Genomic DNA, 21,598 nt, shown 5'->3' with positions numbered 1-21,598 from the left:
TAGTAGAATAAAAAACTTACAAAAGTATCAGGTTTTCTGCTTTTTCTTTTTGGCAGCAGGAAAAAGAACATTATTCAAAATTAAACGATACCCAGGTGAGTTTGGATGAAGTTCTAATTCTGTTTTTGGATCCCCAACTCTATGGGTATAATCCTCTGGGTCATGCCCCCCATAAAAAGTAAAGAACCCTTTTCCTTTTATACCATGAATATAGCGAGCTTCTCCATTGGTTTTATTCTCTCCTAAAATTAGAACATTGGATTTAATCTCATTGGGATTATACGCAGTGGTTTGCCCCATAAACCCTTTGACTAAAGCTGTATGATTTTGGCATAACATCGTAGGGATAGGGTCCCATTTTGCCGAAAAATCCATCAAAGTAAAATAATCTGTTGTTTTAGAAATTCGACGATTTCGAGTCATATCAATAGAAGAAAACTCATATACATTTGGACTTCTTTCTAAGGTAAAATTTTTGAATGCAAAGGTTTTATTGTAATCAATTTTAGATTGATATCCAGGCTCACTAGGATCACCATCAAACATAGGTTCACAAATATCTATCCCCTGAGCAGAAAGAGCAATTTCAAAACTATCAGTGGCACTACACATGGCAAACATAAATCCTCCTCCAACAACATAATCTCTTATTTTTAAAGCTACTGCAAGTTTTTCTTCAGAAACTTTACTATACCCTAAAGATTTTGCAAGTTTTTCGGCTTCAGCTTTTTCTCTTATATACCAAGGAGCTGCTCTATAAGAAGCATAAAACTTACCATATTGCCCTGTAAAATCTTCATGATGCAAGTGCAACCAATCGTACAAAATTAAATTATCTTCTAATACTTCTCTATCATAAATCGTTTCGTAAGGAATTTCGGCAAATGTAAGCACCATGGTTACTGCATCATCCCAGGGTTGGTTTCCTTTTGGAGAATACACTGCAATTTTTGGAGCCTTCTCTAAAATAACTGCCTCCATGTTTTGCGAAGGACTACTAATTTCTTCAAGAATTTCTTCAGTTTTAGAAGTGCTTAAGACTTCATATGTAACCCCTCGAATTGTACATTCTTTTCGAATATCTTCTGTATCTGGTAAAAGAAAAGAACCACCGCGATAGTTAAGTAACCATTTAACCTTAAGATCTTTGCTCAAAGTCCAATAAGTAATACCATAAGCTTTTAAATGATTTTGTTGACTCTCTGCATCCATAGGGATTAATACGTACGATGCATACGACTGTAACGAGAAAAGACATATTAAAATAACATAGAGATATTTTATACCTTTTTTTGGTATTGCCACTCGATCAACTAAATTTTCTGTTTTAGAAAGGAACTTCGTCATCATCACTAGAATCATTTATACTACTCCCAAAAGCCTCGTCTGCACTAGGAAGATGAGTGGTACTAAACGGATCATCTTCTTCCCCTTCATTCATTTTAGAATGAAACTCAAAAGGAGTACTGAAATCATCTAAGTTATCAAATTTACCTAAGTGACCAATGAATTTTAACCTTATATTGTCTAAACCTCCATTACGGTGCTTGGCCACAATAAATTCTCCTTGTCCTTGTGTAGGAGATCTTTCTTCATCATCCCACTCATCAATTTTATAGTATTCTGGTCTATAAATAAATGATACGATATCGGCATCTTGCTCGATTGCTCCAGATTCACGAAGATCACTAAGTAAAGGTCTTTTACTACCTCCACGAGTTTCCACAGCACGAGAAAGCTGAGATAGCGCAATTACTGGAACATTTAGTTCTTTTGCTAGGGCTTTAAGGTTACGAGAAATGGTAGAAATTTCTTGTTCACGATTACCATTTTTACCCGTTCCTCCTGCGGTCATCAACTGTAAATAATCAATAACAATCATTTTGATGCCATGCTGAGAAGATAATCGTCGTGCTTTTGCTCTAAGGTCAAAAATCGATAATGATGGAGTATCATCAATAAATAATGGAGCTTTTTCTAAGTCTTTAACTTTTACATTAAGTTGTTCCCATTCATGTTTTTCAAGCTTTCCTGTACGCAATTTTTCAGAAGAAAGCCCTGTTTCTGAAGAAATTAAACGTGTTATCAGCTGTACAGATGACATTTCCAAAGAAAAGAATGCTACCGGAATATTTTGACCAACAGCCATATTTCTTGCCATAGATAATGTCAACGCCGTTTTTCCCATACCCGGACGGGCAGCCACAATGATTAAATCACTTGGCTGCCACCCCGAGGTCAATCTATCCAATTTATCAAAACCTGACGGTATTCCACTTAGTCCTTCTTTGTTTGATATTTCCTGTATTTTTTTCTTAGCTTGAATTACTAAACTCTGAGCTGTTTCTGTCGATCTTTTTATATTACCTTGAGTAACCTCATACAGCCTGGATTCTGCCATATCCAACAAATCAAAAACATCAGTAGTTTCATCATATGACTCTTCAATAATTTCATTCGAGATTTTAATCAAACTACGTTGAATATATTTTTGAAGAATAATACGCGCATGAAACTCTATATGCGCCGAAGATGCTACTTTTTGCGTAAGTTGGATTAGGTAATAGTCTCCTCCAGCGAGTTCTAACCTAGAATCCTTCTTTAGTTGGCTAGAAACCGTTAATAAGTCTATTGGCTCTGAGTTTTCGAAGAGTTTATATATAGCTTCAAAGATGTATTGATGCGCTTCTCGATAAAAAACATCTGGATTAAGAATATCAATAATTTCATCAACCCCTTTCTTATCAATCATCATTGCCCCGAGCACAACTTCCTCTAAATCAACGGCTTGAGGAGGTATTTTTCCTTTCTCAAGCGATATTACGTTCCCCCGACCGTAACTTATTTCTTGAGCTTGCTGTACTTTTTCCATAACCACGAATGTAAAAAAATTGTAAAGAGATTTACTCAATTACAAAGATACGAATGTCCACCGTTCTTCAACAAATGAACTGTTAATAAGTAATTTTTATTGTTAATAAGTATAAAAAAATCTGAAGTTAAAAACTTCAGATTAAGGTAATAAGTGATTTTTTAGGGGTTAGTCTTTAAAGACTCCCATGCTTGCATATTTATCCATACGTTTTTCCATCAAATCTTCTGGTGATAAGTTTTTTAATTCATCAAAAGATGATAAAATATTATCTCTTACTGTTTTGAATGTAGTTTCGCGGTCGCTATGCGCTCCTCCTAATGGTTCTTTTACTATCTCGTCAATGAGCTTTTGTTTTTTCATATCTGTTGCCGTAAGTTTTAAAGCTTCAGCAGCTTGCTCCTTAAACTCCCAGCTACGCCATAGAATTGATGAACAAGACTCTGGAGAGATAACAGAATACCACGTATTTTCTAACATTAATACTTTATCTCCAACACCAATTCCTAATGCTCCACCACTAGCTCCTTCACCAATAATAACAACAATTATAGGTACTTTAAGGCGTGTCATTTCTAAAATATTTCTGGCTATCGCCTCTCCTTGTCCTCTTTCTTCAGCTTCTAAACCAGGGTATGCACCAGGAGTATCAACAAAACTTACCACAGGAATATTAAACTTTTCTGCACTTTTCATCAGACGAAGTGCTTTACGATATCCTTCGGGATTTGCCATTCCAAAATTACGATACTGTCGTGTTTTGGTATTGTATCCTTTTTGTTGACCAATAAACATAAAGCTCTGATTTCCAATTTTACCTAAACCACCAATCATTGCTTTATCGTCTTTTACGGTGCGATCTCCATGTAGTTCTAAAAAAGATTCCCCACAAATAGCATCGATATAATCAAGAGTATAAGGCCTTGACGGGTGCCTTGACAACTGTACTCTCTGCCAAGGAGTAAGATTCTTATATATTTCTTTTTTAGTCTCTTTAAGTTTCTTTTCGATTTGCTTACAGGTATCTGTTACATCAACTTCGCTTTCTTCACCAATGGCGCAAGCTTTATCAAATTGTTCTTTAAGCTCTTTTATAGGGAGTTCAAATTCTAAATATTCCATAATCAAGAATATAATTTATTATTAACTAGGGTTAGCTGACAAATATAAAAACTTTACTTCGTATTGTTACCTAAAGTGGATGCTCTTTTTATTTTTTTAGCATTTTTGAAGATTCCATTCAGTATTACAGTACAAAAAATGAGCATTGCTCCATAATAAAATTGAGGGCTCATTTTTTCTGTATCCCCAAAAATGAAGAATGCCAGTGCAATACCATAAACAGGTTCTAAATTAATGGTTAGCATTACTGTATATGGACTTAAATACTTCATTACTTGTACCGAACCTATAAATGCATATGCCGTGCACACAGATGCCAAGATCAATAAATACATCCAATCTGATATTGACAATTGAAAAAAGGAAATGGTAAACCCTTCAAATTCTTTTCCTATAAAAGTTATCCCAACCAAATACAATGTAATTACCCCTACTCCACTTAACAATTCATAAAAAGAAATCATTGATGGGTTGTATTGTTGTGCCATCTTACCATTAATTAATGAAAAAACGGATGATAAAAATGCAGAGCATAAGGCATAAATAATGCCTAAAACATAATTTCCTTCAACATTAAAAATAATATACAACCCACAAATTACCAATATCCCAAATACAACCTCATACCAGATTAATTTTCTTTTATAAAAAATCGGTTCAAGAATCGAGGTGAAAAATGCCCCAGTTGATAGCATTGCTAATGTTATTGATACATTAGAAACTTTTATCGCAGCAAAAAAAGTAATCCAATGCAATGCAATAATAATTCCTGCAAAAAAAAGCGTAAGGAATAACTTTCTAGATACTGCTAACGAAATTCTTTTATAATAAATGTATACATAAATAAACCCAGAGGCTAGTAGCATTCTGTACCAAACCAACGGAATAGCTTCTATAGAAATTAATTCTCCTAATATGGCAGTAAACCCCCATACGAAAATAATAAAGTGTAGATGTAGATAATTCTGAAGTTTAGCGCTTAGCATTATATAACAGATAAATAGCTAAAATCCCAAAAGAAATATTAGGAAACCAAACCGCTACAATTGGCGGAAAATCAGACTGATTTGCTAAAGTTCCTAGTACTTTGTCAAAAAATATAAAAACGAATGCCAATGAAATACCTACTGCAAGATTAACACCCATCCCTCCTCTTCTTTTCATAGAAGATACAGCCACACCTATAATAGTAAGTATAAATGCCGAAATGGGTATACTCCAACGTTTATATGCTACTACTTTATACCTATTTATATCTGAAGAGCCTCTTTTACTTTCTTTTTCGATGAACTCGCTTAGCTGTGTATAGTTAAGTGTTTCTGCTACATAGGTTACGGGAGTAAACTCATCAATATTAAATGGCAGCATTGTGTCTTTTACCGGGCTTCTTTCTATAATATCCCTGTCGTCCAATACCTTACGTTTTACATAATCCTTTAACTCGTAAATACTATCTTTAAATGTAATTCTTCTGGCTGAAATCTTAGTATCCAGAGCATTTCCATTAAAATATTCTAATGTAAAATTAGTTGCAGATTTCTCAAGGGGCTTAAAATTATTAGCATACAAAAATATACTATCATTAACCTGTCGATAAACATTCCTAGTCTCTTGTACTTTTTTCCCTTTTTTAAGGTATGAATATTTAAACTCGTTAAAACCCTGACTTGCTTTTGGAGCTAAAAATAATCCCATAGCCAACGCTCCAACACATATAATAATTGCTCCAATCATATAAGGTCTTAAAAACCTCCAAAAAGAGACTCCAGAGCTTAAGAAGGCTATAATCTCGGTTTTATTGGCAAGTTTTGAGGTAAACCAAATTACCGATAAAAACACAAACAATGGGAATAACAAATTTGCAAAGTATATTGTAAAATCTAAATAGTATCCTATAACAGCATTTACAGGAACTTTATGCTCTAACATATTGTCTATCTTTTCTGAAAGATCTACTATAATTCCTATAGGAATAAATAGCAGAATCATCGTGAAAAAAGTTCCCAAATATCTTTTAAGTATGTACCAATCTAATATTTTCAATCTACAATCTTTTATCCATTTGTTTAACCATCATATTTTTCCAAGTATAAAAATCTCCAGCTAAGATATGTTTTCTAGCTTCTCGAACCAACCATAAATAAAAACCTAGGTTATGAATGGTTGCTATTTGTCTTCCCAACATTTCGTTTACTGAAAAAAGGTGTCTTAAATATGCTTTAGAATACTCTGTGTCTACATATGTAATTCCCATTTCGTCTATTGGCGAGAAGTCATCTTCCCATTTTTTATTTTTAATATTAATCGTTCCATGGGCTGTAAATAGCATTCCATTGCGGCCATTACGAGTAGGCATTACACAATCAAACATATCTACGCCCAGTGCTATATTTTCCAAAATATTAATTGGAGTACCTACTCCCATTAAATATCTGGGCTTATCTTCTGGCAAAATATCTGTAACTACTTCTGTCATAGCATACATTTCTTCTGCAGGTTCTCCTACAGACAACCCACCAATTGCATTACCAACAGCGCCAGCATTTGCGATATATTCTGCAGATTGTATCCTAAGATCTTTATAGGTACTTCCTTGCACTATCGGAAAAAAGGCCTGATCGTACCCATATTTAACAGGTATTTTTTCTAAATGTTGCATACAACGATCTAACCACCTGTGAGTCATATGCATACTGCGTTTAGCATAATGGTAATCACAAGGATAAGGGGTACACTCATCAAAGGCCATAATGATATCTGCACCAATAGTACGTTGTATTTCCATTACATTCTCAGGAGTAAATACATGATAAGAGCCATCAATATGGGATTTAAATTTTACTCCTTCTTCTTTAATTTTTCGATTAGCTGATAGAGAATATACTTGATACCCTCCACTATCGGTTAAAATATTACGATCCCAATTCATAAACTTGTGCAACCCTCCCGCTTTTTCTAAAATCGGAGTTTGGGGTCTTAAATACAAATGATAAGTATTTCCTAATATGATATCAGGGTTAATATCATTTTTTAGTTCCCTTTGATGAACTCCTTTTACAGTCGCCACAGTTCCTACCGGCATAAAAATTGGAGTTTCTATAACACCATGATCCGTGGTTATTTTACCAGCTCTTGCTTTGCTTTGAGGATCTTTGGATAAAAGGTCGAATTGCATAATTTACATTTAATAGAGCGCAAAGATAACTAACTAAAACCACATTGATAAACATAGATTTTCGAAAACTTTTCGTTATTAACATCTCTTTCTTAATTAAAAGCTGCTTATACATTTTGCCACCGTATTCAAAACCTGTATTTTTGGGGCTTTATTATCAAGAAATCAGCATTATAATGCCAAAAACAAAACAATTAGAGGATTTTGCAACGCAAGTTCGTAGAGATATTCTACGACAAGTCCACAAGGTTAATTCTGGTCATCCAGGAGGTTCTTTAGGATGTACAGAGTTTTTTGTCGCCCTATATCAAGAAGTTTTAGAACGAAAAGGTGATTTTGATATGGATGGTATTGGAGAAGATCTTTTCTTCCTATCCAATGGTCATATCTCTCCGGTTTACTACAGCGTATTAGCTAGAAGTGGATATTTTCCTGTAGAAGAATTAAATACTTTTAGGTTAATCAATAGTAGATTGCAAGGTCACCCTACCACACACGAAGGGTTGCCAGGTGTTCGAATTGCCTCTGGATCTTTAGGTCAAGGCATGTCTGTTGCTATTGGTGCTGCTCAAGCTAAAAAACTAAACAATGATGATCATCTTGTATTTAGTTTGCATGGTGATGGGGAGCTGCAAGAAGGACAAAATTGGGAAGCTATTATGTATGCTGCAGGAAAAAAGGTAGATAACCTAATTTCGACTATAGATCTCAATGGACAACAAATAGATGGATCTACTGATGATGTTCTTCCTATGGGAAGTCTAAAAGGTAAATTTGAAGCTTTTGGATGGGATGTCATGGAAATCAAAGACGGAAACAATATTACGGCAGTAATAGAAGGTCTTAATGAAGCTAAAAGTAGAACTGGAAAAGGGAAACCTGTATGCGTACTAATGCACACCGTTATGGGGCATGGAGTAGATTTTATGATGCACACTCATGCATGGCATGGTAAAGCTCCTAATGATGAGCAACTAGAAATTGGCTTGGCTCAAAATCCTGAAACTTTAGGCGATTACTAATTTATCCAAATTAAAAAAGAAATGAAAAAATATATAGATACAGGAAAAAAGGATACTCGTTCAGGTTTTGGAGCTGGTTTGGAAGAATTAGGCAAAACCAATGAAAATGTAGTCGCGCTTTGTGCTGATTTAATTGGTTCGTTAAAAATGGATGCTTTTATTGCTAATAACCCAGAACGTTTTTTTCAGGTAGGAATTGCAGAAGCTAATATGATGGGAATAGCAGCAGGATTGACTGTAGGTGGCAAAATTCCGTTTACAGGAACATTTGCTAACTTTTCAACAGGACGAGTATACGATCAGATTCGTCAATCTATTGCTTATAGTGGTAAGAATGTTAAAATTTGCGCATCACATGCCGGTTTAACACTTGGAGAAGATGGAGCTACGCATCAAATACTAGAAGATATAGGTTTAATGAAAATGTTACCAGGCATGACAGTAATTAATACCTGTGATTATAACCAAACCAAAGCTGCTACTATTGCAATAGCAGATCATGTTGGACCAGTATATTTAAGATTTGGGAGACCTAAAGTAGCGAATTTTACTGCAGAAGATCAAAAATTTGAAATTGGAAAAGCTGTTTTATTACAAGAAGGTACCGATGTTACTATTGTTGCTACAGGTCACTTGGTATGGGAAGCTTTACGAGCTGCTGAAGCATTGCATGAAAATGGAATTAGTGCAGAGGTAATCAATATCCATACTATAAAACCTCTTGACGACGAAGCCATTTTAAACTCTGTTAAGAAAACAGGATGTATCGTAACTGCCGAAGAACATAATTTCTTAGGTGGATTAGGAGAAAGTGTTTCTAGAGTTTTAGCAGTTAATCATCCAACACCACAAGAATTTATTGCAACCAAAGATACTTTTGGAGAAAGTGGAACACCTGATCAACTTATGGAAAAATACGGCTTAAATGCAGAGGCTATTATTAATGCCGTACAAAATGTTATGAAAAGAAAATAATATATTTACTTTCTACACTTTAGAGCCTTCAGGATTTAATTCTGAAGGCTTTTCATTTTTTTAAGGTTTCAAAAAAAATAAAAAACAAACATAAACGTTTTTATTAGACTAGCCTGTATACCAAAATCAACAATTATTTTATTAATCTTTAATTTTTATACGATGAAAAACATATTTGTATTTCTAGTTCTTTTTGGTTATTGCACTTTGCTTGCTCAAGAAAATAAAATAACTTTTGGAGTAAAGGCTGGTTTAAATTATGGAGATAATGGTAGAATTGAAGGAGCAGACCTTTTCAATATAAGTGCAGAAGATCGTGTTGGCTACCATTTAGGTGTTTTTTTAAGAGGAAAACTTGCCGATAAAATATACCTAAAACCAGAATTGCAATACACTGTAAACAACAGTACATATAAACTGGGAGGTGTAGATCTCGATTATAATATAAAGAAATTGGATTTGCCAATCCTTTTAGGGATATCTGTCCTAGGCCCGATACATGTTTTTGGAGGTCCTGCTTTACAATATATTGTAGAAAATGATCTTGAAGATGTACGACTTGGTGATGTTAAAAACGAATTTACCGTTGGTGTACAATTTGGAGCGGGCATACAATTGGAACGTATTAATTTGGATTTACGCTATGAGCGCGGTTTGAGCAAAAATCGAGCTGAATCAAATGAAGGGATTAGAGTAGACTCAAGACCCAACCAACTTATTTTAGGTATAGCAGTAGATCTATAGTATATTTTAAATAAAAAAAACTCCGGTACTTACCGGAGTTTTTTTATGTATTAATTTTTCACTTCCCTATCATCTGGATCCAGATGGTTTTGGATACCGTCTCCATCATCATCATAAAAAGTAATTTCATCCAAGGTCGTAATACTATCGTTTTTAATAATTGTAACCGTAATTTCATCTCTGGTTAATACACCATCATTATCATCATCTGCATCATTATAATTTGAAAATTGATCTCCATCTGTATTATCATCTGAATCTGCTACAAGACGATCATTATCTAAATCTTCTAAGTACGAAGGTATTCCATCTCTATCATGATCAGACTCATTTACTCTATATAATTGAATATTGAAAATTAATGGAGAGTACGATGGGATTCTTCCACTTGGACCATTACCCGCAAAATAACCAAGACCCGATGGCATAAACACAATTAAATGACCAAAACCGGTAGCAGTAAAAGTACCATCTACCATATCAATATCAATAGTAGAGGCCTCTCCAAAATCAACCATAGCCTCTCTAAAACCAGGTACCAAAGTAGTCAAATCAAACCATACAGGAGTAGCGGCACTATCAAACACAGGAGTACTATTATACAGTAATTCTCCTCTATAGGTAACCAATGTAGAATCAGCAAATTTTGGCACATGCTTATCTACTCTTCCAGAGTCGATATTTAAAACGTATAATTTATATTTTGTATCGGCAAAAGTAACCTCTTTTGTGATCAGTTTTCCTGAGTCCATAATAGAAGTTTCACCACTATTATCACCTGCTATGGTATCCAAAATTGCCGTTTGGTAATCGATAACCGTGTCATCATTCAAATCTACATCAACAGTAGTAAAAAAATGTGTTTTGAGATATTCAACCAACTGAGCATCATCAGTAACCTGTTGTTCTGCTCGATCTCTTACAGGTTCAGCCTCTATAAGACTGCCATCATCATCATTATTACAAGCATATAAAACTACAGTTAAGATTATAGCTGTAAAAATATATTTTTTCAAATTCATTATGATTCCATTTTTGAAGGCGCAAGATACAATTTTCTTGTACTTTTGTTTAACAATTTTATAATATAAAAACGCATTTTAACCATTTTCTATGCGAGTTGACAAATATTTATGGTGTATTCGATACTTCAAAACAAGAAGTATCGCCACCAAGGCATGTAAAGAAGGTAAAGTTCGTGTAAATGGAGACCTTATAAAACCTTCTCGAGAAATTTATCCTATGGATAAAATTACAGTACGCAAAAATCAAGTTAATTATGAACTTGTGGTACTTGACACACCCGATAATAGAATTGGCGCAAAATTAGTCGATATATATCGTAAAGACACTACGCCAACTGAATCGTTGCAAAAATTAGACCTTTTAAAATACTCAAAAGACTATTATCGTAAAAAAGGAACAGGAAGGCCTACTAAAAAAGATAGAAGAGATATTGATGATTGGTTTATTGAAAAGCCGACAGAAGACAACGATGATAGCGAAGAATAAAATTAGTTAGGTTATATTTTATAATTCTATAAATCTAATTATCGGTAACAAACTCTTTCATATATTTGAAATATCAAAATCGCTTAAAAAGTAGGTGAAATATGCAAACTGATTCTAATATTATCTTAACCCATGAACAAATACAACATAAAATAAAGCGTATTGCATATCAGATATATGAAACCAACGTTAATGAAAAAGAAATTGTAATTGCTGGCATAGCAACAAATGGATATATTTTAGCACAACGGTTAAAAAACATCGTGGAAGATATTTCAGATATTAAAGTTATACTATGTGAGGTTATTATGAATAAAAAATCTCCACAGAATACCGTAAAAACATCTATTAAAGCTGAAGAATATAGTAATAAACCTCTGGTTCTGGCAGACGATGTTCTAAGTTCTGGAACTGCATTAATCTACGGAGTAAATCATTTCTTAAATGTTCCATTAACTAGATTTAAAACAGCCGTTTTGGTAAATAGGAATCATAAAAAATATCCTATCAAAGCAGATTTTAAAGGAATTTCATTATCCACCTCTCTTCATGAACATGTTGAAGTCACATTTGGAGAAGAAGATCTTGCCATTTTAAAATAATAAAGAAGTAATTTCTTCTGTTATCTGATCGACTTGCTTTTGATCTGTTGTAATTTTATAATCGGCTTGATTGTAATAAAATGACCTCTCAAACACATGTTTTCGAATAAAATCTTTAAGATCTTCTAAAGATTCTAAATGTGCAATTAAAGGACGTTTACTTCTTTCAGCAAAAAGTCTGTTTGTCAGTTCGTCAAGAGATGTTTGCAAATAAATACTTTTAACATGGTCTTTATTTATTATCATTTCTATATTACCAGCAAAACATGGTGTGCCTCCTCCTAAAGAAATTATGGTATCATTATACGTGTTTAAAACCTCATTTAGATAGAATGATTCCTTTTTTCTGAAATAAATCTCACCATGATCTTCAAAAATTTTTGCAATAGATTTTTTTTCTTGATTTTCTATATAATCATCCAAATCTAGATAATCCATCTTCATTTTTTTTGACAAGTTACTGCCAATCAAGGATTTTCCACTTCCCATATATCCCATCAAAACTATATTCATATTGCTAAAATTAGGTAGATATCCCGCAAAAGAAATATCATTTTAAATAAAACACAAATTTATATCAATTTCTTCTTGAAAAATAAATTAATGATAGTATATTTGCACCCGCATTGAAGCAAAAAATGCATGACCTGGTAGCTCAGTTGGTAGAGCATCTCCCTTTTAAGGAGAGGGTCCTGGGTTCGAGCCCCAGCCCGGTCACAAAAAATAATAAATAGTTATAGTGATTGTTTATTAGGTTCTTTTAAAATATTTTGATAATACAGTTATCATTGACCTGGTAGCTCAGTTGGTAGAGCATCTCCCTTTTAAGGAGAGGGTCCTGGGTTCGAGCCCCAGCCAGGTCACAAAAAAGTATCGCAGTATCTGTGATACTTTTTTACTTTTACGCTATATTGTAGTGTATTTCTAATGCCCAGGTGCTGGAACTGGTAGACAGGCATGGTTGAGGGCCATGTGTCCATTAGGGCGTGCGGGTTCGACTCCCGCTCTGGGCACTTTTTACTTCACAAAGTATTCTATCTATAAATTATCAAGATACCTGTGCTAATTCTTATTGCCCCTGTTTACTATTATTCTTATAAAATTTTTCTGAATTTTTTCTTTACCCTCACCTTTCAAAATTAGTAGCTCTTCTAAAGCTTCAAAAATAAAACCATATAAGAAATATTGCCATTCATTACATAATTCTAATAAGTTTAAAGCAACACCATTTAAAATATCTACTTTTATGTCTCCTGAACTTTTGGGTTGATTATCAAAAAACTCCATACCTAACCTCTTAAACAAGGTCTGAGTTTCATGCGATACTAATTCTAAATCATTGGCATCAACTTTTCCTTTAGTACATAATATTTTTCGGCTTATTTTAAACGCAACTTCAAGGTGATCCGGTATTTCATAACTTTTGATTACCTCATCTACACAATCAAAAACCGATTGATTACTGCATCCATTCATCTCCCAAGCCTCATAAACAGAGATATACTCTTCAGAATTTGACATACAATTTATTAAACGTTTTTTGATTATCAACACCCGGTTTTCAACAACAAAATTTCTAAGTTTCTTCTTACAATAAAGATAGTAGTTTCGAAATTGATCTATGATATTCAATACTTATTTTACAAAGCACACCCTAATCCCAAAGGCAAAAACTGATGTTTTGATAACATCATAATCAATAACATCTCACATTTCATTTTTTAATATAGTTTCAGTATTTATACGAATTAAATTTTCCATTTTGTACATCTCATCACCCAATTATTAAGAAACTACTGAAAAATATATTGTTCTTCTATTAGTTCTTGATATGCCATTATTCTTACCTTTAAATACATTATAATTGCACCAAAATTGATGTAAATGATAAATAAAAGTATAAATTACCTCATTTAATCTGTAGTATCTTTGTAATAATATCACTCTAACAAATTCTATAAATCATAGCCTTGACATCAAAAAAAATGAAGCTGATTAAATTACTTTTTTCAATCTCCTTGCTATGTATTAGCAGTGCATTATTCTCACAAAAAGAAGAGAATCAACTCAATACAAATGATTCAATAATTAAACACACCTATAGCAACGAAGAACTTAAGATTTATTTTTCAGGTCCTATTGAAGTTCTTAAAAATACGAGTGATAACAAATTGGGATATTTTTTTAAGTCAAATGACGTGATTAGATTTACTACAAAAGAAGCACATCGACCCAACAATATACCAATCACGCAAGAGGTACAACGCATCATAGAGCATCCTGAGCAGGTTTCAATTCCCCAAAAAATAACCGATGTTTTATCAACAGTTGAGGATCAGCAATATTTACATAAAGAGAATCATTTAATGTATCATCCTCTTAGTAGTTCATTTTCTAGAAACCCCAATCTTTCTACTCTATTTGTGTTACCTAAAAAAACAAAACGCAAGGTAAAAGCAAAAATTAGACAATATGTCAATGATCATGAGCTTTTTCAAATCTCAGGAGCTATAAAAAGAATTAAAATCAAGAATAAAAAAGTACTAAGCTGGCGTTTGCAAAATATGAAGACAAGGTTAGATCATTTTATGGTTTTTGGTAAAAACCATAATTATTTATTCGTGTCTTCACCCTATGGAAGCAATAACAGAATTGAAGCTATTATCGCTAAATCCAAGTATACAAAATATATTAAAAAAAAGTATTAAACGCCTATTTTTAAATATAATTACCGAAAAAGAGAAGGGTCATCTATTTTTGAGAATGCTGCGGTATAGTGATCTTGGATAAATTTTGAAATCGTAATCATAAAACTTATAACCAGAGTATGGTTTCCCATTCTTTTAAAGGCGGGGTTATTTGATAAGAGTCATCATTATAATAACGAATGTACTGACTTGCTCTATACCTTGTCCATTCTTCATTGATTACGTCATATTTTTCATCAAAACGTAGTACATTACAAAAAATCGCTGTTAATTGCTCCAAAGGACTCCCTTCATTTATTACACCATCGGCATAATCATCATTGAACTCCATCAAAGGTTTTTCTTTCAAATCTCTTAAACCAAAATCATTAAAAAATCGTACGATCACATTTCTCCAATTCTCTTTATTCCGAGACCGAAACTTATTAAAAGGCAATAACAAGTCTTCACACTTATTTTTCTCTTTTAGCTCCTGTACATATTCTACAATAAGATCTGTACTGTTTTTATCAGAGGGTATTTCTTCACTAGTATTTGGGGAATTTCCTACCTCATCATACGTTTTAAATAGTTTTATTGCATACATATTTCCCAAAGCATCGGAAGTTTCAAAAACGACATTGATATTGTGACAATTTCTTGATGCAAGAATAGTTTCATTACCTATATAAAAAGCAAAAAACCTTATATCTGACACAATACTATATGGCAGCCTTTTTCCTTTTCTACCATCAAATGGATTCATGGTATACGTATTATTTTATAGAGCGAAGTTTTGGGTATATATATCTATCAAAAAAAGAATCAGAAGAACTCCGTTTGTTAGTTATTACAACTCTTTATAGATTCATAAAAAACATGGTAATCTGCCGCAGGAATTACTTTTCCTTTTTTACTGAGTACAATTGGTTTATTATCATCATAATTACGTATGGACAATAAGTTCTCAGCGTAACCTTTGTAGACGATTTCAAAATGACTTTGATCTTTGATTCTTAATTCGTCGACCTTAAATTCAAAAAAACCATTATCATCAGTATAAGCACTCATACAATCGTTATCATCAAGATAAAGTTTTACTGCAGCAAAGGCGATTTTTTTCTTTTTTTCACCTACTACAGTACCTTGTATGGTTCTTAACTCCTTGGGTACTGTAAAATTCTCATCATTGTTGTTTCCGTTTTTTGAGTTTTCTCCGAACTTACAGGAAACAAATAGCGCTAGAGTAATGCAAAAAACAATTACTTTTTTCATAGTTATATTTTAACGATAATAATGTATTGCTTTAAAGTATTCCAACAACCTAAAGCAGTTTATAGTTATTGTTAAATATACAAAAATTCCATTTTTGTATTCAAATGAAATTTTCTTTACCATATATCACCTATAAAAAAGTGTGTTTCATGCAGTTTTTTTTATGCTTTTTAGTTCACATTACATTCCTATCCTCTTCAAAAAATCGTTTTTATAACTATCTCCTATAGGAATTCTAACTCCGTCAATAATAATTTTACTTCGTTGAATCGAATTAATACTGTTGACATTTACAATATATGACCTATGTACTCTTAAAAATTGATCATCAGGTAATTTAGATTGAATATCTCTAAAAGTCATTAAGGTTAACACCGGTTTTTCTTTTGAAACATGAATTTTAAGATAGTCTTTTAAGCCTTGAATGTATCTAATATCTTTTAGTTTAATCTTTATCGTATCATAATCAGATTTTATAAAAATGAATTGATCTGTAACGGGAACTGCTGTATGATCCGATTGAATTTCTGAGATAGAAGCTTTATTTACCTTTTTAAGTTCATAGATTTCCTTGGCCCGATTTACTGCTTTGACAAACCTTGGAAAAGGAATTGGTTTTACCAAATAATCTACTGCGTTAATCTCAAATCCTTCTAAGGCATATTGAGAATATGCTGTAGTAAAAATAAAAAGAGGTTTATGATCTAAGGTTTTAATGAAATCAATACCATTAATTTGAGGCATTTCTATATCAGAAAACACTAAATCGACTTGAGCATCACTTAAAAGCGGAATAGCTTCTAAGGCATTCATAAACGTCCCTACAATTTCTAAAGTATCTATATCTTCACAATACGATTTAATAATACCTAAAGCTAATGGCTCATCATCAATAATTATACACCTCATTTTAAGCAAGAATTAAGGTTAAATCGACTATATATCGGTCATTTTCTTCTTTTATTTCCAATGTATGCAAATCGGGATATAACAGTTCTAATCTATTCTTAATGTTAGTCAAACCAACACCCGAACTATCAATATTTTTCCTATACACTCCAATGATATTATTAACATTAAAAGTAAGCTTGTTTTGGTTAACTCGAATTTTAATTTCAATATCTGTCACCCCTTTAAAATCTGTTCCATATTTAAATGCATTTTCTATAAACGAGATGAGTAATAAAGGATATATTTTCTTCTTCTCATATTCTCCCTTAATTGATAACCTTACATCTTCACTATTAGAAAGCCGAAGCCTCTGCAACGCGACATAATTTTTAATATATTCGGTTTCTTTGATAAGAGGCACAATTTCCTGATTTGCTTCATAAAGCATATATCGCATAAGCTCGGATAAAGTTAACACGGCTTCTGAAGCATTATTCGATTTAGTACGTACAAGCGAGTACACACTATTTAAAGAGTTGAACAGAAAATGTGGATTTAATTGTGCTTTTAAGAACTGGAGTTCAGTTTTGGTTCGTTGTGCATCTGTTTCTTTTGACAATTTATCTCTTTTGTAAAAATCAACCATTAGGCGAAAAATACCGCCTAAAAGAAAAAATGCCAATGAAAAAATCCCTCTAATTACATTTCTGAGGTTTTTGATTGGCGGAAAGTCTTCTTCTAACCTGATAAAATACTCCATTCGATCCAAAGGAGTTATCATTAGAAAACTATTAGCAATAAAATTAAACGACACTATAACGGCTATGGATATAAGGATATAGGCTATGATTTTCTTCTTTAACAATAGTCGTGGTGCTAACAAAGAATAATTAGCGTAAAACATTATTGGGTTTAAAAACAATTGTATTAGAAAAGATGAGTGCATATTACCCGATTGGGCAAGATTTACTCCTATCGGGAATGACATCAAACACATCCAACAGATCAAATGTATCCAGATTTCCTTAATGCGAAATGTTCTCTTCAAACTATTCGGTTTTTATATATACTATAACTAGTTTTTAAAATCTATGTTACAGCTATCCAGTTCAAGTTTGGTTACAAAAGGCAAGATTTTTCGTTCCAATTTATCCATAACCAAAACTCCTATTTTCTTTGCATCGGTATTAGATTTAAAATACTGATACCCTGATACACCTGGTATATTCTCTTGTTTGATCAATAGGCTACTCCCTCTATAAATTTCATAATACCATCCTTTGCCATCAGAAAGCTCCTTAACCCTTACTCTATAGTATTTAGAATAATCATTAGATTTTGTTTCCTTTTTTAAGAAATGATTTCCAATAAGTACTCCAACTACTATAACTCCAAAAATCAACACGTAACCCATCATTGTTTTCATAGGTTTTATTTCATTAAATATTACTATTAGGTTTAGGAGCCTACTGACGCAAACAAACAAATAAACAATCATACATTAATCATTTTCATCTTCAGCCTCGAATGGAAAGAACCCCCAATTATCATCTAAATATAAATTTCCGCTTCTACCAAGAGCAACAAATGCTTTTGTACCATTATAAAAGGAGATCGCATCTTGTCGTGTAACGCCTTCAAAAGAGGTTTTTTCTATCCAATTATCATTTCCTGGATCGTATTCCCAAACTGTTGAAGTGATTCCATTTTCTGTAACCCCACATGCCAAATACCCCTTATTTCCGATACTAAATCCGATGGAATTACTTCGTGTTATATCATAATCATCTGTATCCAAATCATTAAGTGATGTCCATGTTTCTGTTGTGGTATCAAAAACCCAAAAATCGTCTTGATTCAAACCACTAGAACTACCTGTACCCATATAAACCTTATTATCAATTGTAAATGTTGTAGCCTCTCTTCTTTTTGCCCCTCCAAAACCTATTAACTCTATCCAAGTGTTGGTTTGTGGTGAGTATTTCCAAAAATCTTTTTTATCATTATCACCATCAAAACCAGTACCTACGTACCCTGTTGTTTCTGAGTTAAATGCTACGGCTCCTCGCCTTGGCGTTCCTGAAAAACGTGCGATAGAATCCCAACTATTGGTAGAAAGATTATATTTATAAAAATCTCCCAATTCATTATCTCCGTCAAAACCTAGCCCTACATAACCATCTCCAGCTGCCGTAAAAGCTACTCCAGCACTTCTGGGACTTCCTGAAAAGTTTGCCAATTGACTCCAAAAGTTGCCTTCTAGATCATACACCCAAAAATCATTCAGGTAATCATCGCCATCAAAACCAGTCCCCATATACCCTTTATTACCTAGGGTAAAAGATACAGCACTGCTTCTGGGAGTTCCATCAAAAACGGAACTACCTACCCAATTTCCTAATCTATCATCATCATCGTCATCTCCTGAGCACCCAACTATTGAAAGAATAACCATAGTTGATAAAATGAGTTTATATTCTATAATTAAATACTGTTTTAACCTATTTCTTATTTTCATTATTTATTTGTTTAAATTATACTTTAATCCCATGGATATGAAGAGCGAACTACTGGCTCCAAAATCATATATTTCATTATTTCCATTGTCTAAAATTTTTAATTGGTTCCAGGGTGAGTACCCCATTTTTATAATAGTTGTCCAATTGGGTTGAATCCTATACTTGTATTGCAGAGCCATATCTAAAGAATTGTATTGTAGTTTAGTATTTTGTAAAGAACCTATCTCAGGAAAGTCTACTCCAGAAGAAACATTGCCAAAAAAACCATTAATACTAGCCTCGGCAGATATTTTATGCCTCTCATTACTATGGTAACTTATCATAGTTTGCGGAGCTCCTAAAATGTAACTCCATCGTGCATTTATTTTTTTTCTGAATGAAATAACCGGTATAAACTGAGGCTTACCTAAAGAAGCCCCATAACCAATGCCAAAAACTAGCAAAGATCTTTTGTCGCCATTTCTCCAACTTTTTGACAAGGTTGCTATAGAACTTAGAATAAGATCTTCTCCACTTAGACTTTCACTCAAACTGGATGATATAGTAGGAGAAAACATCAGATTTGCAGACCAAGATGTAGTTATAGCATATTTATAATATACCTTTAACATTATATCATGTATATTTTCATACGCTGAAGCATCAAACCCATTAGAGGTGCTATTGAACATAAAATTGTAAGCGTTGTATGATACACCAAACCCGATTGTTTGGCTTTTGTTTAACCTCTTTCCTAAATTAAAATTCACAGTATATTTTTCGACACTGGTTTCTCCAAGGTTAGGAATTAAACCATATTCAAACCCTACAATTTCCTTACTCGGATTTTGGCTCCATAATACATTGGCGGCTCCTATTACCAGAACAATATGTCTAAAGTGATACTGCATGTAAAATTTTTCACCAAAAGTATTGCAGGAGTATAACCGAAGAAAAAAAAATATACCGATACAAAAACTATATTGACAAAACTGGTCTTTTTATCTACTAACCTCTATAAACCATATTGGTGGGGCAAAAACTATGATTAGTCTACACATTTTAGCAATATGTATAATATTGTTTTAGAAGGTCAATTTGTCTTTTTCTTTTGTTTCAGAAATTGATTAAGATGAGATTTTTATTATTTATATTCTGTACTTCAATAGTACTTATTTCATGTTCTGATAATGAGGACATACCCACATTAGAAGTGGGACAAGATTTTACCAATTCTAATGTTAGAATAGTATCACTAGACACTTTTGCCATCGAATTATCTACCTACAAATTTGACAGCATTGTAACCTCATCCACTAATCGAATATTAATAGGTCAATATAAAGATGAAATATTTGATACCACGAGAGCCGAAAGCTATGTTGAGCTGACCCCAATAAATTATTCTATTTCAAATGAAGCAGAATTAGACAGTATTGCTTTAATTCTGAATTATGATGGGTATTTTTATAGTGATACTTTAAAGGTTTCTTCTATAAATGTTCACTTATTGAGTGATGAAGTACGACCAGAGGATGATGTATTCTATAATACCAGCACTGTATCTCATGAAGAGGATTTTATTGCAACAAGAAGGTTCTCTCCAGAACCTGCTAGCGAAGACTCTATACACATAACCATTCCCAATTTTGTAGGTCAAACTGTATTTGAAAAAATACAATCAGGAGAAATAAATGACAACAATGAATTACGTAACGAATTTAAAGGGCTAGCATTGCTACCGGGAAAAATGGATGATTCTTCGATTATAGGATTTACAATTGATAATACAGAAACATACCTTAGAGTTTTTACACTATACCAGGAGAATTTGAAGATAACGAGCAAACATTTGATTTGGTTGTCAATTCTCAACAATCATTTCCTACTTACTTTAACAACATTCAAAGTAAAACCAAAGACACTCCCTTCGAAAATCTCACAGATCAAGAAATCAATTTATCATCACAAGACCCAAAAGCAAACAATAGGAGTTATATCCAGGCAGGAGTTGGTTTAATTACCAAAATTCAATTTCCAACCATCAAAAATATTCTTCAAATTCCAGGTACAGGTACAATCCTCGATGCCACATTAAAAATCAAACCTCCTCCTCAAGAATTTAATGATTTATTACCTATACGAGATTCTCTTATTGTTAATGAAGTAGATCAAAATAATATACTGGGTAATCAATTATCTAATGGTCTCGGAAATGTCTTT

Annotated in this window: 23 protein-coding genes and 3 tRNA genes; 10 read left to right on the top strand and 16 right to left on the bottom strand. The window is 33.0% G+C overall.

Features of this window, described 5'->3' with window-relative positions; genetic code table 11:
• Positions 1–27: 27 nt before the first annotated feature.
• The 6 genes from JJQ60_RS12030 to tgt form a co-directional block, all read right to left on the bottom strand.
• Positions 28–1,212 carry an asparagine synthetase B gene (locus tag JJQ60_RS12030; RefSeq protein ID WP_236669118.1) on the bottom strand — a complete coding sequence of 395 codons (1,185 nt, stop codon included), beginning with the start codon at positions 1,210–1,212 and terminating at the stop codon, positions 28–30.
• Between the two features lie 115 nt (positions 1,213–1,327).
• Positions 1,328–2,872, bottom strand: coding sequence for a replicative DNA helicase (gene dnaB, locus JJQ60_RS12025; protein ID WP_201920072.1), 1,545 nt, complete (start codon positions 2,870–2,872; stop codon positions 1,328–1,330).
• 168 nt (positions 2,873–3,040) lie between these two features.
• The gene (locus tag JJQ60_RS12020; RefSeq protein WP_201920069.1) at positions 3,041–3,994 is read right to left on the bottom strand and encodes an acetyl-CoA carboxylase carboxyltransferase subunit alpha; all 954 of its coding nucleotides are present in this window, start codon (positions 3,992–3,994) and stop codon (positions 3,041–3,043) included.
• Between the two features lie 53 nt (positions 3,995–4,047).
• A complete protein-coding gene (locus JJQ60_RS12015) occupies positions 4,048–4,980 on the bottom strand; it encodes a DMT family transporter (protein WP_201920066.1) in 933 nt (310 codons plus the stop codon).
• Positions 4,967–6,037 (bottom strand): LptF/LptG family permease, encoded by a 1,071-nt coding sequence (locus JJQ60_RS12010; protein WP_201920064.1) that lies wholly within the window; start codon positions 6,035–6,037, stop codon positions 4,967–4,969. Before JJQ60_RS12010 ends, JJQ60_RS12015 begins: the two co-directional genes overlap by 14 nt.
• 1 nt (position 6,038) lies before the next feature.
• The gene (tgt, locus tag JJQ60_RS12005) at positions 6,039–7,169 is read right to left on the bottom strand and encodes a tRNA guanosine(34) transglycosylase Tgt (RefSeq protein WP_201920061.1); all 1,131 of its coding nucleotides are present in this window, start codon (positions 7,167–7,169) and stop codon (positions 6,039–6,041) included.
• 176 nt (positions 7,170–7,345) lie between these two features.
• On the opposite strand from tgt, the gene JJQ60_RS12000 reads away from it, so the two are divergent.
• The 3 genes from JJQ60_RS12000 to JJQ60_RS11990 all read left to right on the top strand — a co-directional run bounded on the left by JJQ60_RS12000 (position 7,346) and on the right by JJQ60_RS11990 (position 9,910).
• On the top strand, positions 7,346–8,191 hold the full coding sequence (locus tag JJQ60_RS12000) for a transketolase (RefSeq protein ID WP_201920059.1): 846 nt from the start codon (positions 7,346–7,348) through the stop codon (positions 8,189–8,191).
• A gap of 21 nt (positions 8,192–8,212) precedes the next feature.
• Complete coding sequence (locus JJQ60_RS11995) at positions 8,213–9,166, top strand: transketolase family protein (RefSeq protein WP_201920056.1); 954 nt, start codon at positions 8,213–8,215, stop codon at positions 9,164–9,166.
• A gap of 162 nt (positions 9,167–9,328) precedes the next feature.
• Complete coding sequence (locus tag JJQ60_RS11990) at positions 9,329–9,910, top strand: outer membrane beta-barrel protein (RefSeq protein ID WP_201920054.1); 582 nt, start codon at positions 9,329–9,331, stop codon at positions 9,908–9,910.
• A 50-nt stretch (positions 9,911–9,960) separates the two neighbouring features.
• Here the strand turns inward: JJQ60_RS11990 and JJQ60_RS11985 are convergent, their stop codons facing one another.
• Positions 9,961–10,932 (bottom strand): FKBP-type peptidyl-prolyl cis-trans isomerase, encoded by a 972-nt coding sequence (locus tag JJQ60_RS11985; RefSeq protein WP_201920051.1) that lies wholly within the window; start codon positions 10,930–10,932, stop codon positions 9,961–9,963.
• 91 nt (positions 10,933–11,023) lie between these two features.
• On the opposite strand from JJQ60_RS11985, the gene JJQ60_RS11980 reads away from it, so the two are divergent.
• Together JJQ60_RS11980 and JJQ60_RS11975 are read left to right on the top strand one after the other, a co-directional pair.
• Positions 11,024–11,422 (top strand): RNA-binding S4 domain-containing protein, encoded by a 399-nt coding sequence (locus JJQ60_RS11980; RefSeq protein WP_201920048.1) that lies wholly within the window; start codon positions 11,024–11,026, stop codon positions 11,420–11,422.
• Between the two features lie 101 nt (positions 11,423–11,523).
• Complete coding sequence (locus tag JJQ60_RS11975) at positions 11,524–12,024, top strand: phosphoribosyltransferase family protein (RefSeq protein ID WP_201920046.1); 501 nt, start codon at positions 11,524–11,526, stop codon at positions 12,022–12,024.
• Here JJQ60_RS11975 and JJQ60_RS11970 read toward each other — a convergent pair.
• Positions 12,016–12,537, bottom strand: coding sequence for a shikimate kinase (locus JJQ60_RS11970; RefSeq protein ID WP_201920043.1), 522 nt, complete (start codon positions 12,535–12,537; stop codon positions 12,016–12,018). The genes JJQ60_RS11975 and JJQ60_RS11970 overlap by 9 nt on opposite strands.
• Before the next feature lie 131 nt (positions 12,538–12,668).
• On the opposite strand from JJQ60_RS11970, the gene JJQ60_RS11965 reads away from it, so the two are divergent.
• From JJQ60_RS11965 to JJQ60_RS11955, 3 genes are all read left to right on the top strand, one after another.
• Positions 12,669–12,741, top strand: a tRNA-Lys gene (locus JJQ60_RS11965).
• Between the two features lie 73 nt (positions 12,742–12,814).
• Positions 12,815–12,887 (top strand) — tRNA-Lys (locus JJQ60_RS11960).
• A 66-nt stretch (positions 12,888–12,953) separates the two neighbouring features.
• Positions 12,954–13,037: transfer RNA gene (locus tag JJQ60_RS11955), tRNA-Leu, on the top strand.
• Between the two features lie 49 nt (positions 13,038–13,086).
• On the opposite strand, the gene JJQ60_RS11950 is transcribed toward JJQ60_RS11955, so the two are convergent.
• Positions 13,087–13,545, bottom strand: coding sequence for a hypothetical protein (locus JJQ60_RS11950; protein ID WP_201920040.1), 459 nt, complete (start codon positions 13,543–13,545; stop codon positions 13,087–13,089).
• A gap of 464 nt (positions 13,546–14,009) precedes the next feature.
• Between JJQ60_RS11950 and JJQ60_RS11945 the strand changes: the two genes are divergently transcribed.
• The gene (locus tag JJQ60_RS11945) at positions 14,010–14,732 is read left to right on the top strand and encodes a hypothetical protein (RefSeq protein ID WP_201920038.1); all 723 of its coding nucleotides are present in this window, start codon (positions 14,010–14,012) and stop codon (positions 14,730–14,732) included.
• 106 nt (positions 14,733–14,838) lie between these two features.
• On the opposite strand, the gene JJQ60_RS11940 is transcribed toward JJQ60_RS11945, so the two are convergent.
• From JJQ60_RS11940 to JJQ60_RS11910, 7 genes are all read right to left on the bottom strand, one after another.
• Positions 14,839–15,477, bottom strand: a complete 639-nt coding sequence (locus JJQ60_RS11940; RefSeq protein WP_201920035.1) for a DUF7677 family protein — start codon at positions 15,475–15,477, stop codon at positions 14,839–14,841.
• 77 nt (positions 15,478–15,554) lie between these two features.
• Positions 15,555–15,986: a hypothetical protein gene (locus tag JJQ60_RS11935; protein ID WP_201920032.1), complete on the bottom strand. Its 432-nt coding sequence runs from the start codon at positions 15,984–15,986 to the stop codon at positions 15,555–15,557.
• A 180-nt stretch (positions 15,987–16,166) separates the two neighbouring features.
• On the bottom strand, positions 16,167–16,895 hold the full coding sequence (locus JJQ60_RS11930; RefSeq protein ID WP_201920029.1) for a LytR/AlgR family response regulator transcription factor: 729 nt from the start codon (positions 16,893–16,895) through the stop codon (positions 16,167–16,169).
• Between the two features lies 1 nt (position 16,896).
• Positions 16,897–17,925 (bottom strand): sensor histidine kinase, encoded by a 1,029-nt coding sequence (locus JJQ60_RS11925; RefSeq protein WP_201920026.1) that lies wholly within the window; start codon positions 17,923–17,925, stop codon positions 16,897–16,899.
• Between the two features lie 27 nt (positions 17,926–17,952).
• On the bottom strand, positions 17,953–18,303 hold the full coding sequence (locus JJQ60_RS11920; protein WP_201920023.1) for a DUF4907 domain-containing protein: 351 nt from the start codon (positions 18,301–18,303) through the stop codon (positions 17,953–17,955).
• Positions 18,304–18,378: 75 nt separating this feature from the next.
• Positions 18,379–19,395, bottom strand: a complete 1,017-nt coding sequence (locus JJQ60_RS11915) for a Kelch repeat-containing protein (protein ID WP_201920019.1) — start codon at positions 19,393–19,395, stop codon at positions 18,379–18,381.
• Positions 19,396–19,398: 3 nt separating this feature from the next.
• Positions 19,399–20,286, bottom strand: coding sequence for a DUF6268 family outer membrane beta-barrel protein (locus tag JJQ60_RS11910; protein WP_201920016.1), 888 nt, complete (start codon positions 20,284–20,286; stop codon positions 19,399–19,401).
• 221 nt (positions 20,287–20,507) lie between these two features.
• Between JJQ60_RS11910 and JJQ60_RS11905 the strand changes: the two genes are divergently transcribed.
• Positions 20,508–21,395 carry a DUF4270 family protein gene (locus JJQ60_RS11905; protein ID WP_201920013.1) on the top strand — a complete coding sequence of 296 codons (888 nt, stop codon included), beginning with the start codon at positions 20,508–20,510 and terminating at the stop codon, positions 21,393–21,395.
• The last annotated feature ends 203 nt before the right edge of the window (positions 21,396–21,598 follow it).

The sequence above is a fragment of the Aquimarina mytili genome (assembly GCF_016735115.1).
In the GTDB taxonomy this organism is placed as follows: Bacteria; Bacteroidota; Bacteroidia; order Flavobacteriales; family Flavobacteriaceae; genus Aquimarina; species Aquimarina mytili.
Note: the sequence above shows the minus strand (reverse complement) of the source record. Positions and strands in the feature narration are given on the sequence as shown.